Below are 12397 nucleotides of genomic sequence, written 5' to 3'. Positions count from 1 at the left end.
TATGATAAGTATGGTCTGCCTGGTGTGAAAAATAAGCGGTTTTTCATGGATCTATTCACGGTTTTTAACGAGTTGCATAAATAATTTCACATTTAATCATTCGCGATTTTCACTAAAATTGGTACCGGATTCTAAATAATTGTCGGATTCTGTAGGAATTGCAAAAATATTTTCTCATTTTTCGCCAGCGATTTAGTTATCAGACTTCTTACCCACTTTTGAAAGAGGACTGCTCTTCCTAAAATCATCGCACTGATCAACCGATTTTGAATTTATTTTTGCAATTACTTAAGTTAAATTAACTAATTTTTACCTTCTATCGCTGTTCTATTTTGCCATGCGTAAGTATGAATTAACCGACTCACAATGGGAGAAGCTAAAGGATATGATGCCTTCCAACAACCGTCCCGGTCGCCCGTGGCGCTCCCATCGTCAATCCATCAATGGTATTCTCTGGATACTAAATTCCGGCGCTCCCTGGCGTGATCTGCCCGAGCGGTACGGTTCCTGGAAAACCATTTATGATCGTTTTCGTCGTTGGCAGCGGGATGGAACGTTAGCAAAAATCTTAACCCTTTTGCAATTAAATTTCCCCGCTGTAACAGCCTCCGAAAATTATACTCCGATCACGGCGGAGCAAAGTATGTCAACCGTTAGCTCATCGTAAGCCAGACCCAGCAAACCGGGTAGACAAGCCGCGCCGTGTGTTGATTGACGGCGTTTAAGCCATGCGCTAAAACAGTTACTTCCTTTTCATTACTCCAGCTCACTCGTGTTGGAGTATTTTTAGATGTGACAGAGAGGCTAAGAAGAAGTTACGGAAATGATAAAAGGACATTCCTAAGCTATTTCATACAGTTTACACCCTTTTTGCCTTGGAGTGCCCGAATTATCAGTCAAAAATTTGGGCACTCCCCTGGAGGACTGCCTGAAAACGATAATTCAAAGATAAATTAAATTGTTATAAAACAAGAACACTGCACGTAAAATAAATGGTAAATTGGATTTTTATTATTTAACCTCTATATAATTAAATATTCATCTTAAATTCATGCGCCATATTATCAGACACTTTGTTCGATAATTGGCCGGATAGATAAACGCAAAATTTATGCCACCAACGTTTAAATACAGCGTATTGTGGGTATAATGCAATAAAAAAGTCGGATCAGAACAGATGTTCCGTGATCCGACTCGAAATACAGAGAAAACAAAATTGAACTCAACTTCTTACTGCCTAAATCGTTAGGCAATAATTTGTTTGGATAATAAATCGAGGTACATGTCGGTGCCTAAAACATCTTCAGGTGACTCGATTGTGCCGAGCTGCAGCAGAAAATCGCGCAGATCAGGTGAAATTTCGTAAGTAACGTACAGTCGGCGATCAAAAAGGATGGGAGCATCTTCCAGGTCGCAAATTGAATAGCGTTCTTGGTTGAATGCAATTCTTTTTTGGGGCCGCTGCCGGTGGGGGAGGGGCTGGACAGCTTGCTGTTCCAGCTCGTGCTGATCCAGAAATTTGTGGATGTAATTCCAGCCTTCCCACTGCTCGGGGTACTGATTGAGGTACTGCCAAAAGGAGTCATAAATTCGTTGAAGACTGTATTGGCAGTAGGTTTCGCGATCATTACTAGCCTGCGGGGCAATGGGATCGAGGAAAGATAAAACGTTGTTCAGGTTACGGTCGCGGTAACCGATTACCGGAATAATCGGCGTTTTGGTGACATACGACAGGAAGCCGGCACCTTTGCGGGCCCATACATTTTTTGTGCCAAAACGCACCTGAACTTCTTTATTCTCCTGACGATCAATGCCCGTCGTGCTGGTGACGCCATCCAGAAAGATAACCAAAGAGGTACCCGCCCGTAATTCGCGGAGGACGTGGAGCGTCGACGACGTCTGCTCGGCATCCAATAACTGGAACGAATTGGTGAGCTTGTGTTTCTTCTGGAGCCCCTGGATCGTGGCCATAATGGAAGGCCCCTGTTCCTGGTAGGTACCCCTGCTGACCAGTAGAGCTACATCGACACCGTTTCGATACAGATACGTGGTCAGCAGGCGGTAAGATCCCAGATGAAAAGTGCAATAGATGTTCGGTTGTGGGCTGTTTATCAGTTCCTTAACCGGACCTTTGGTTTGAATCAGGTCATTAGCGGTCAGAAATTGCTGGTCAAACGTGGTATAAACCTGCTGAAGTAGCAATTTCCGGAAGAGGTCCTCGTGCTTCTCGATCGGGATCTCGGGGAGAATGTTCTGGACACTCGCCGAGAACGTCGTGAACTTGAAGAGGTATCCTTTTTCTTTCCGAAGATCCAGAGACTCGAATTGTTGACGACAACGATCCAATTCTCTTTGATAGTGATGCACAAAGTTGCTCATAAAATAGTTAGCTTAAGAAAGAGCCAGTTGATCCAGACTGTTGGGTTGCAAACCGTGGAAGGATGGCCACCAGTCACAGCACTCTTTGGTGTCGTCTTTGCCTTTTGCCAGACGAGCGTTGTCATTGATTTCGTTTTTTGCTATTACGTTCAGGTTGGTAGTAGCAGAATTCAACAATTGTTTTGCAGAGCTGATAACAAAGTTCTTTTTCATGACGATAGATGATGTTTGAATGATATTAGTTGGTCATCAATCGATCGCTTTTGCCCGGGGTTATTACTGCCGATTGACTGATACAAAATTACCGGCCGGCACCCGCCAAAAGAATGGCAACTTTTGTCTAAAATATTATGCAGCTTTAGTAACTAATTACTATTTTTTGTTAGTAACTTAGCACAGTTCAAGAAGTTGAAGAGTGAATGGAGTAGCAATGACTGAAGTATCGCTAAATCTGAAGTATATAAAAAGGCCCTTCAAGAGTCTGAGTATATTGCTATTGGCGGTATTGACTTTCGAAGCGTTCAACTGGCTTTTTGCGTTTGAAAAGAAAATCCTGAAAGTAAAGGAGTACGGTGGAGTGTTGGGGTACATCTGGATCCTGTTCCGGGGCGGTATTCTGCCGGAGATCTGTACCCTTATTATCCTGCTGATGCTTCTGAATATTTACCACGAAGCCTGCCGAATCAAACAGATTGAACTCACGCCAAAGAACATCATGAATTACGAGGTAAAAATTTTACCCGTCATGCTGCTGGCCTTCTTCTTGTTCAATCCGGTCACACAAACCGTTCGTTACTTGCTGGTTCAGTTTCCGCATTATGACCTGGAAGTGTACCTTGAAAAGTACATCCAGGGCACGTATACCCTTCGACTCTATTTTTTTTATTTGATTCCGGTCCTGATCATGGGTTATGGTGCCGTCAACGGTTCTCTGTTGGTTGATATTCTGGAGCAGCGCCGGCAACGGAAAAAGAATGCGGAAGCCGCCAAACCCTTTCAATCACTGGAGCCACAGCCGGGTTCTTACCTGACTCACCTGAAAGTCAAAAATGCATTTGGCGAAACGATCATTGCCGTTCAGGACTGCTACTGGTTCGAAACCGAAGACCGGTATTACTACGCGGTTCACCCCACGGGCCGCCTGGCCATTAGCAAGACGATGAATGAGCTGGCCAATGAGCTGAATCCGGAACTCTTTTTCCGAACCAAGCGCAACTGCATCATCAACCTCAGCTTTGTGGCGAGTTATGCCTACTGGGAAAATGGCAAATACAGCATTCGGATGCAGACTCCTAACAACGACGAAACGGACATGCCGCGCGCCCGTTTGCAGGACTTCAAAAACCGTCTGGTTCGCTTCTCGGTCCAGGAGGTTGAATACACCTCTCCTCCCAAAAGCGAGATTCTGTAAAATCTACGAACCAAGCTGGGTTTCGTATTGCTGCTTCAAATACATTTATAAGTAATCTTTAACCGAAATCCCGTACCGGGCCAGATTCCGGCAACTTCCTAGCTCCAGCTTCTGCGCGATATTGGTTTTATGATTGGCCAGTGTCCGGTAACTGATGTGCAACTGATCCGCGATTTCGTGCCCTGTCACGCCTTGGGCAATCAACCGCAGGATTTCAAGCTCACGTCCGGTGAGCCGACCGAGTTGCTCCTTCGTCTCGTCGGACATGACGTTCATTCCGTAATTCTTCAGCAACAACAAAAAGCCGGGACTGTAATAATAACCGCCATTGCTGATGGTCTGAAAGCATTTGTACAGTTCATCCAGGCCGTCGTTCGCGTACAGAAAACCGTAGAAGCCCTGCTGCATGGCATTGGCCACCAGTTTCAGATCCGGTTTACTCGTGTAGAGGATAAACTTGGTCCGCTGGTTATCGGCGCGAGCCTGCTGAACGATATCGACGCTCCGCCTTCCCGAAATTTCAGATTCCAGAATAACACACTGTGGCTGCTTGATCCGAATCTGTTGAATGGTGTCTTCCATCTCAACGGCTTTCCCAACTACATTATATCCTTGCTGCTTCAGTAACTGACATAGGACTTCACAGGTGAACAATTCTGCCTGAGCTACCAGGATAGAAAAGTCTTTCCGTCGCAGGGAAAACGAGGATGCAGACGATTCCGATTTCAAATTTGTGTTGTTCATGTTAATGGATGGTAGCTCTCACTTTTAAAGCTACACTATAGTTTGCCTGTTGATCCATGGAGTGAATTGAAATCAATACTTTTTGGTGTGAAATAACCAAAATAGGAAATAGCTCAGTGCCTTCCTTTCCAGGAAACATTGTAATCGAGAAACACGTAGAAGTGGACTGAGAAAATCGAACGCTAGATACTGCAAATTTGGTTATTTCACACGAAAAAGTAGTTATTCTGCGCAAAATGACTTTTTTGATAGAAAATAGCGATGTAGTTTTCACTTGTAATACACGAGAAAACAAGGAACAGAACTATTAATTTCAATAACAATGCGGAACGTTAAAAACTTAACTGTACAACAAGTCGAACTACTCCGTCAGACAATTCGGGAAAGCCAGAGCAGTGTTTTAAAGAAACGTTGCCAATGTGTACTTTACAGTTACTATGGATTGACCGTCAGTGAACTCATGGAAATGTTCGCCGTAGATCGTCGTAGTATTTATAACTGGATGAATCGCTGGCAGGAAGATGGCGTTCAAGGTTTACAGGATAAACCCGGTCGCGGCCTGAAGCCAAAACTGAATCCAGAAAACAAACAGCACGTTGAAAAGGTCATGAAAGCCATGATGACCTATCCGAAAGAACCGCGTCAGGCACTGAAGCAGATCAACCATCAGCTGCCACAGCCTATCAGTCAGGATACTCTGCGTCGCTTTGTAAAGAAAATATCGAGAATGGACAGCCTGGCTGCCTGACACTCATAAACATGACGAGTTAACTTAGTGATGTCACCTCCAGGGCGTTTTAAGCTAACTCGTCATTTCCCTTTCTGGCTATTCTTAGGAAATAACGGTTCCTAATAGTCGCCCGATTTCGATATCTATTTTTTTATAGTGCATGTAATCCATCATTAGCCGATCACTCTCTTCCGGGTCCGTCGTTTGACTGATCAATTGCTTCAAGTCCTTCATCTGCTGTTCGGCTACCAGCTTTTTCAGGCGCAGTATATTCGTGTAAGCGGCATCGGCCAGCTTATCCACCTCCGTAGGCACGTAAATCTCGTGTTTCTGCCAGTTTTCGCTCAACTGGTGACGAACCGTTACCAGGCCAATTGTCTGATGTTGGTATTCCTGGTTCGCATGCCGCAAAAAATAATCGGCTGTACGAATTTCATTGGCCAGAAATCCTTCCCTAATCTCCGTCAGCATTTGGTTGAGCACCGGTGTTTCAAATTCCATTGTGCCCAGTTCGCTAAGCATATAATGACAAACGGAGATATCTGGTTCCAGTTCGTGCGCTCCGTAGTTGACCAGTAGCCGAACGCATTCTTCCTCTTGATAAAAAAGTGGGGTGCGGGTTTGCGGAGTGCGCTGCCCGGGAGCCCGTTCTGCCGACGGGGCAGCAACCGGAAAATCGTTTAAAATTTCTGTTAGCTCCTCCGGAAAGGAGGGGTACTCTGGGTGAGCTGCGGCTGGTTTTGTCTTTTCAGACTGCTGTTTGAGTTGCTGTTTCTGCTGATTCAGCACCATCCGGTTGCTTTCCGAAATCAGGGTTTGTTCATCGACCTGGAGTTGGCGGGCGGTTTTCTGGAAAAACACCTGTCGTTTGATCGGATCCGGTATTTTGGAAATACTCTGGATAATTTCCGTGATGATTTCGGCCCGCTTGAACGGATTGTCACCGGCATCTTTCAGCAAAATGTCGGTTTTGAAGGTAATAAAATCGTTGGAGTGCTGGCTAAGATAGGCCTTGAAGGCCTCCGCGCCCACTTTACGAACGTAGCTGTCGGGATCGTCGCCGTCCGGAAAGGTGGCAACACTGACGTTGAGCCCTTCTTCCAGCACCATATCCAGACCGCGCAGAGCAGCTTTGATCCCGGCCGCATCGCCGTCGTACAGAATGGTGACATTCTGCGTAAATCGGCTGATCAAACGGATCTGTTCAATTGTTAATGAGGTGCCCGACGAGGCCACTACGTTTTTGATGCCAGCCTGGTGCAGGGATATGACGTCGGTATAGCCCTCGGTGAGGTAGCAGATGTCTTCGTGGCGGATGGCGTTTTTGGCCTGAAAAATACCGTAGAGAACCTGACTTTTGTGGTAAACCTCGGTTTCGGGCGAGTTGATGTATTTGGGTTGGTTCTTATCTGCTTTCAGAATCCGTGCTCCAAACGCAATAACGCGGCCCGCTACGTTATGAATCGGGAAAATAACCCGGCCCCGAAAACGGTCGTACGGTTTGCCTCCTTCTTTGGATAAGGCTAACCCGGCTTTTTCCAGCAGCTCGGAGCGATAGCCCCGCCGACTGGCTTCCTGCAACAGGGCATCCCACTGGTCCGGGCTGTGCCCTAGTTCGAAGGACTGAACGGTATTATCCAAAAAGCCGCGTTCGCGGAAATAACTCAATCCGATACTCTGCCCTTCGTCAGAAGTCAATAAATGGGAGTGGTAGTAATCCTTGGCAAAGTTCAGCACAATGAACAGGCTCTCGCGCTCATTCTGCTTAATCAATTCCTCGGGCGTGAGCTGTTCTTCGGCAATTTCGATACCGTATTTTTTGGCCAGATGCCGTAAGGCTTCCGGATAGCCGATGTTTTCGATATCCATGACAAAACGCACCGGGTCACCCGCCTTGCCGCAGCCAAAACACTTGTAGATCTGGCGAACGGGAGAGACGTTAAACGAGGGCGTTTTTTCGTTGTGGAACGGGCAGCAGGCAATCCAGTTTTGTCCCCGCTTTTTAAGCGAAACATAATCGCTGACCACGTCGATAATATCGGCGGATTGGCGGATGCGGTCAATGGTTTCCTCGGGAATACGCATACTTCAAAGGTACATAACTCCGCCCGCTTTTGGCAACGTTTTTGCAAGAGGAATTACGCAACGTTCCCTGTTTTTCAGGTTGAAAAGTTCAGATTATGATCGATATAACTACCCAGGAATTACTACAAAAGTTGCTTGTAAAAGCAACGAATGCAATCTTTTTTCTTTCGCTGGTGGCTGCGCTGGAGGCCTGTACAAAACCGTCGGAAGAAGGAAGCGTTCAGCCCCACGGTAAAACCGCCGATCGGTTCAGTGCGGAGGTAGCACTGCAATGGTCTGGCATGCAATTGTATTTAATTCAGCATACGAACGGTTTTACACCACCGGTGGCTTCCCGTGCTTTGGGCTATGGTGGAGTGGCACTGTACGAAGCCGTCGTACCCGGTATACCGACGCGTCGGTCGTTGGCCGGGCAGTTGAATGGGCTCACCAGTTTGCCCCGTATCAATGCAAAGGATGCCTACCATTGGCCTGCCTCAGCCAATGCGGCCGAGGCCCAGATTCTGCGGAAGCTTTACGCCAACACCAGTGAGGCTAACAAGGCAAAAATTGACTCACTGGAAAACCGCATCCGGGCGAGCTTTGCCACTGAATCCGTTGCCAGCGACGTGCTGGACCGATCGGTGGCGTTTGGTAAACAAATAGCGGATGCCATCTTTGAATGGTCGAAAACCGACGGGGGCCACGAGGGGTACAATCGAAATTTTCCGACAGATTACAAAGTGCCACTTTTTAATGGTTGCTGGCAAACGACTGAAAATGGGCGAAAAATACCGATGCAGCCTTACTGGGGTAAAAACCGTACGTTTGTCGCCAGCAATTCGAGCATGCCCATTCCGAAGCCGCTGCCGATTTCGGCCGATGTGAAATCGCAGTATTTTTCGCAGTATCTGGAAGTTTATACGAAAAATAAATCGCTAACGCAGACGGAGAAAGAAATTTCAATCTGGTGGGCCGACGATCCGAGTGATACCTTTACCCCGCCGGGCCATTCCTACAACATAGCCCGAATTGCGACGGGCGTGGCGAAGGCTGATCTGGGAAAAGCGGCTGAAGCCCTGGCGCGCACGGGCATTGCCGTTGCCGATGCCTTTACGATTTGCTGGAAATGCAAATACATCTTCAATAACGAACGACCGTACACCTTTGTGCGCCGGACCATTGATCCGTCCTGGATACCGTTTTGGCCCGCTCCGCCTTTTCCGGGGTATAGTTCTGGCCACTCTACCCAGTCGGCGGCTGCGGCTATTGTATTGAATGAGGTTTACGGCGATGCGTTTGCCTTTACGGACGATTCACACCTCAATCGCGTGCGGGATGAAAAACGGAGAACCGATTTCAAAGCCCGGCATTTCAAATCCTTCTGGGAAGCCGCGGAGGAGTCGGCTTATTCCCGCTACCTGGGCGGAATTCATACCCGTCAGGATAACGAGATTGGTTTGAGCACCGGAAAAACCGTTGGCCAGAACATTAACGAACTCAATTGGGCAAAATAAAAAGCCGCCCGGCAGGAATAACCCAACCAGGCGGCTTCTACTTATCGGTAAACTCTTAACTCGTTTAATAAGCCCGAACGCCTTTGCCTTCCATAAAATTGACGAAAGACTTATTGACGACTTTGTTGCCCCCCGGAGTTGGGTAGTTACCGGTAAAGTACCAGTCGCCAGAATGGTTCGGACAGGCTACGCGCAGGTTTTCAACCGTCTGGAAGATCACGGATACGTCGGCTTTCAGATCTTTCGGCGTCACAATCTCCGCTACTTTCTCAGAAATCTGCTCGTGCGTAAATGGCTCGTACAGGGCTTTAACGTAATTGGTACTGGCCGCATTGCCCGACTCGATGGAAGCGACGCACTGGGCGTAAATTTCATCAACCCGGTTGTCCAGACCACTTTCCTTGAGCAGTTGCAGGGTTGCCCGGAATGCCACAAACTCCTTCATTTTCGACATATCAATCCCGTAGCAGTCGGGGAACCGAATTTGGGGAGCCGATGAGACGATAATGATTTTCTTCGGACCCAGTCGGTCGAGCATTTTCAAAATGCTTTTTTCAAGCGTCGTTCCCCGGACAATGGAATCATCAATGACCACTACGTTATCGACGCCTTTCCGAATGACTTCAAACGTCGTGTCATACACGTGCGAAACCATCTCATCCCGTTGGGAATCGTCGGCAATAAACGTCCGAAGCTTGACGTCTTTGGAAACCAACTTCTCGATTCGGGGGCGGAACGATAGAAGGCGATCCAGATCCTGTTCAAACAGAATGCCCTCCATGATGGCCTTTTTCCGCTGTTTTGCCAGGTGCTCTTCAATTCCCTCCACCATGCCGAAGAAAGCGGTTTCGGCGGTATTAGGAATGTAGGAGAAAACCGTATTTTCCAGATCGTAGTCGATTTCCTGAAGAATTTGTGGAATCAGCAATTTACCGAGCTGTTTACGCTCGTTGTAAATATCGGGGTCAGAAGCCCGGGAGAAATAAATCCGTTCGAAGGAACAGGAGCGCTTTTCGATCGGTTGGACGAACTCATGTTCGCCATATTCACCGTATTTGTCAATGATCAGGGCGTGACCGGGTTTTACCTCCTGAATCTGATCGTACTCAACGTTGAATGCCGTTTTGATAGCGGGTTTTTCGGAAGCGACTACCACCACCTCATCGTCGGCGTAATAATAAGCCGGGCGAATTCCGGCCGGGTCGCGGGCCACAAAAGAAGCCCCAAAACCCGTCATGCCCACCATGGCGTACCCACCGTCAAAATCCCGGCAGGAGCGGTGCAGAACCCGTTGCAGGTCCATGTTATCTTCAATGATGTCCGACAGGTCCGGATTTTCGTAGATTCCCTTGAAGCGGTCGAACACGCGTTGGTTTTCTTCGTCCAGAAAGTGGCCGATTTTTTCCATTACCGTCACGGTATCGACTTCATCTTTCGGGTGCTGCCCCAGCGAAACGAGCTTTTTAAACAGCTCATCAACATTCGTCATGTTGAAGTTGCCGGCAATCACCAGGTTGCGACTGCGCCAGTTGTTCTGGCGGAGCATCGGATGGCAGTTTTCAATCTCGTTGGCTCCGTGGGTGCCGTAACGCAGGTGCCCCATCAGAACCTCACCCGTAAACGCAAGGTTTTCCTGAAGCCAGCGGGCATCGCGGGCTTTTTCCTTGTTGTTTTTGAGTGCTTTGCGGAATTTCTTGTTGATCTTCTGGAAGATGTCGGCGACGGGTTGGCTGGCTACCGAGCGGTAGCGGCTGATGTAACGGTGGCCCGGTGGTACGTCAATTTTGATGTTGGCAACCCCGGCGCCATCCTGACCCCGGTTTACCTGTTTCTCCATCAGCAGGTACAATTTATTGATGCCGTATAAATGAGTGCCATACTTATCGATATAATGTTGGTATGGCTTGCGGAGCCTTATCAGGGCAATACCGCACTCGTGCTTAATGGCGTCGCTCATGCCTGGTGCTTTAGTTGTTATGAAGGTAACTTCCGAAGAATGCTTTTCGTTCAATTCAAGACAAAGTTACGAAAAGGAAAAAGGTGAAGCTCTATCGTTCACAAGACTTTTTTATTCATCCCCGCAGTCCAATCTACTTTCTATCGATAACGCAGTAAACGTAATGATATTATCCGGTTTTTAGTTTAGGTGATAATTGCTTTAGATCAGGACTTTGGGCCTTGTTGACAGACTTGAACTTCCAATTGGCTGGGTGAAGAGATTATTTGTTTAGTGCAAATTTGACCTGCGTCTTTGCTGACATTGGATGGCGAACAATGAGGAATGCAAAGGCTAGAAAGACGGGATTATGCCGTGATTTCCGACCTGGAAAAGGCTTTTTGGAATCAGATAAAACCGTGCCTGTACCCCAGGCACGGTTTTATTGATCAGCGGGAAGCGGTTTTATTGATTTCGTCGTACAGGGCGCGGAAGCAATTGGAAGCGGTATTACCCGATTCATCGGCTTTTTTCCGACCGTAGTATTCATCCAGAAACGAACCGGCATCCGACCAGACGGTTTGAATCATTCCGTGAAAATTGTCTTTCATGGCTTTGGTGGCCGTTGTGCGGAACTTAACCATATCCTGAGCCTGCAAAACCGCGTTTTTGGGCATTCGCCACGGACAGGTCATCACTTTTAAGCCTTTCATTGCAAAATAAACCGGCGTTTGGTCCGGTCGTTCATAGTGCCAGTCACAAATCAGCACATCTTTCGGAATGAGATCAATGGCCCGGTGCGTGTTGTTCATGCTGGCTTCCCACATGCCCAGGCCGGTGGTTTTGCCGTCCAGCAACCGGTCGCCCCAGATCCAGAGCGTACGGTTTTTCTGGGCCAGGTGATCGCGAATTACTTTTACCTCACCGGCAAATAATTCCGCTTTGTCATGCCCCGAACAACGGGGGCATTTTTCGTGGCCGATGTAAAATACTTCGTCCATTCCGGCGTGAAAAGCATCTGCTTCAAAAACATCGCAGATTTCGTCAACCAGTTCGAAAACGATTTTGTGAACGTCTGGATGGAGCGGGCAGTAGCTTTTGCAATACAAACCGTCGGCATTGGGCCACTGGTATTTTTCCGGCATCTTGACCTGGGGCGTTTCGTCAAATTGGGGGTAAACGCGCAGGAGGTTATGGGTTTGACTAGCCCACGACTGATGGCCCAGCAAATTGATTTGCGGAATTAGCCGGATGTTGTTCTTCTGACAGGCCTTCAGCATTTTCCGTACATCACGTTTTGATAAGGCAACGCTATCGCGCAGTTCGGGATGGCTTTTGAATTCGTAATTGAAATCAACGCGGAGAATCAGGGTGTTAACCTGTCGGGGAGCAAGCTCTTTCTCAATGAAGGTTACAAATTCGTCAACCCGATCAGGCTTGGGTGAACCGATGCAGAAACCGCGGACCGGCATCAGGCTATCGAGCGGCATCTGCGCCATTGACGGCGTAAAAAAGAGAAGTAAACAGAAAAGGCGGAGTGTAGAAAAGACATTTTTCATAGGTGAACGGAAAAGGTGATCAGCATGCTATGAACAAATGTACAAAAGGACGCTCAA

The 12397-nt window shown here is 47.7% G+C and carries 10 protein-coding genes; 4 read left to right on the top strand and 6 right to left on the bottom strand.

Annotated features, from left to right (window positions below):
• Positions 1–337: 337 nt before the first annotated feature.
• A complete protein-coding gene (locus ACYVH9_RS16160; protein WP_460637403.1) occupies positions 338–667 on the top strand; it encodes a transposase in 330 nt (109 codons plus the stop codon).
• A 578-nt stretch (positions 668–1245) separates the two neighbouring features.
• Here the strand turns inward: ACYVH9_RS16160 and ACYVH9_RS16155 are convergent.
• Together ACYVH9_RS16155 and ACYVH9_RS16150 are read right to left on the bottom strand one after the other, a co-directional pair.
• A complete protein-coding gene (locus ACYVH9_RS16155; protein ID WP_460637402.1) occupies positions 1246–2379 on the bottom strand; it encodes a lysophospholipid acyltransferase family protein in 1134 nt (377 codons plus the stop codon).
• Positions 2380–2391: 12 nt separating this feature from the next.
• Positions 2392–2592: a hypothetical protein gene (locus ACYVH9_RS16150; RefSeq protein ID WP_460637401.1), complete on the bottom strand. Its 201-nt coding sequence runs from the start codon at positions 2590–2592 to the stop codon at positions 2392–2394.
• A gap of 217 nt (positions 2593–2809) precedes the next feature.
• Between ACYVH9_RS16150 and ACYVH9_RS16145 the strand changes: the two genes are divergently transcribed.
• The gene (locus ACYVH9_RS16145) at positions 2810–3790 is read left to right on the top strand and encodes a LytTR family DNA-binding domain-containing protein (protein WP_460637400.1); all 981 of its coding nucleotides are present in this window, start codon (positions 2810–2812) and stop codon (positions 3788–3790) included.
• 45 nt (positions 3791–3835) lie between these two features.
• Here the strand turns inward: ACYVH9_RS16145 and ACYVH9_RS16140 are convergent, their stop codons facing one another.
• Positions 3836–4534, bottom strand: a complete 699-nt coding sequence (locus tag ACYVH9_RS16140; protein ID WP_460637399.1) for a LuxR C-terminal-related transcriptional regulator — start codon at positions 4532–4534, stop codon at positions 3836–3838.
• Between the two features lie 322 nt (positions 4535–4856).
• Here ACYVH9_RS16140 and ACYVH9_RS16135 point away from each other — a divergent pair, with 322 nt between their 5' ends.
• Entirely contained in the window at positions 4857–5282 is a 426-nt protein-coding gene (locus ACYVH9_RS16135) for a helix-turn-helix domain-containing protein (RefSeq protein WP_460637398.1), read from the top strand.
• Between the two features lie 84 nt (positions 5283–5366).
• On the opposite strand, the gene dnaG is transcribed toward ACYVH9_RS16135, so the two are convergent.
• Positions 5367–7349, bottom strand: a complete 1983-nt coding sequence (dnaG, locus tag ACYVH9_RS16130; protein ID WP_460637397.1) for a DNA primase — start codon at positions 7347–7349, stop codon at positions 5367–5369.
• Between the two features lie 95 nt (positions 7350–7444).
• On the opposite strand from dnaG, the gene ACYVH9_RS16125 reads away from it, so the two are divergent.
• The gene (locus ACYVH9_RS16125) at positions 7445–8845 is read left to right on the top strand and encodes a vanadium-dependent haloperoxidase (protein ID WP_460637396.1); all 1401 of its coding nucleotides are present in this window, start codon (positions 7445–7447) and stop codon (positions 8843–8845) included.
• Between the two features lie 64 nt (positions 8846–8909).
• On the opposite strand, the gene ACYVH9_RS16120 is transcribed toward ACYVH9_RS16125, so the two are convergent.
• Together ACYVH9_RS16120 and ACYVH9_RS16115 are read right to left on the bottom strand one after the other, a co-directional pair.
• Complete coding sequence (locus ACYVH9_RS16120) at positions 8910–10802, bottom strand: amidophosphoribosyltransferase (protein ID WP_460637395.1); 1893 nt, start codon at positions 10800–10802, stop codon at positions 8910–8912.
• Positions 10803–11230: 428 nt separating this feature from the next.
• Entirely contained in the window at positions 11231–12340 is a 1110-nt protein-coding gene (locus ACYVH9_RS16115) for a family 20 glycosylhydrolase (protein WP_460637394.1), read from the bottom strand.
• Positions 12341–12397: the final 57 nt, after the last annotated feature.

The organism is Larkinella harenae (genome assembly GCF_054780515.1).
Note: the sequence above shows the minus strand (reverse complement) of the source record. Positions and strands in the feature narration are given on the sequence as shown.

Coding starts and splice junctions, on each gene's coding strand:
- ACYVH9_RS16135 (WP_460637398.1), top strand. CDS start 4,857: ATGCGGAACGTTAAAAACTTAACTGTACAACAAGTCGAACTACTCCGT.
- ACYVH9_RS16125 (WP_460637396.1), top strand. CDS start 7,445: ATGATCGATATAACTACCCAGGAATTACTACAAAAGTTGCTTGTAAAA.
- ACYVH9_RS16115 (WP_460637394.1), bottom strand. CDS start 12,340: ATGAAAAATGTCTTTTCTACACTCCGCCTTTTCTGTTTACTTCTCTTT.
- ACYVH9_RS16150 (WP_460637401.1), bottom strand. CDS start 2,592: ATGAAAAAGAACTTTGTTATCAGCTCTGCAAAACAATTGTTGAATTCT.
- dnaG (WP_460637397.1), bottom strand. CDS start 7,349: ATGCGTATTCCCGAGGAAACCATTGACCGCATCCGCCAATCCGCCGAT.
- ACYVH9_RS16140 (WP_460637399.1), bottom strand. CDS start 4,534: ATGAACAACACAAATTTGAAATCGGAATCGTCTGCATCCTCGTTTTCC.
- ACYVH9_RS16145 (WP_460637400.1), top strand. CDS start 2,810: ATGACTGAAGTATCGCTAAATCTGAAGTATATAAAAAGGCCCTTCAAG.
- ACYVH9_RS16160 (WP_460637403.1), top strand. CDS start 338: ATGCGTAAGTATGAATTAACCGACTCACAATGGGAGAAGCTAAAGGAT.
- ACYVH9_RS16120 (WP_460637395.1), bottom strand. CDS start 10,802: ATGAGCGACGCCATTAAGCACGAGTGCGGTATTGCCCTGATAAGGCTC.
- ACYVH9_RS16155 (WP_460637402.1), bottom strand. CDS start 2,379: ATGAGCAACTTTGTGCATCACTATCAAAGAGAATTGGATCGTTGTCGT.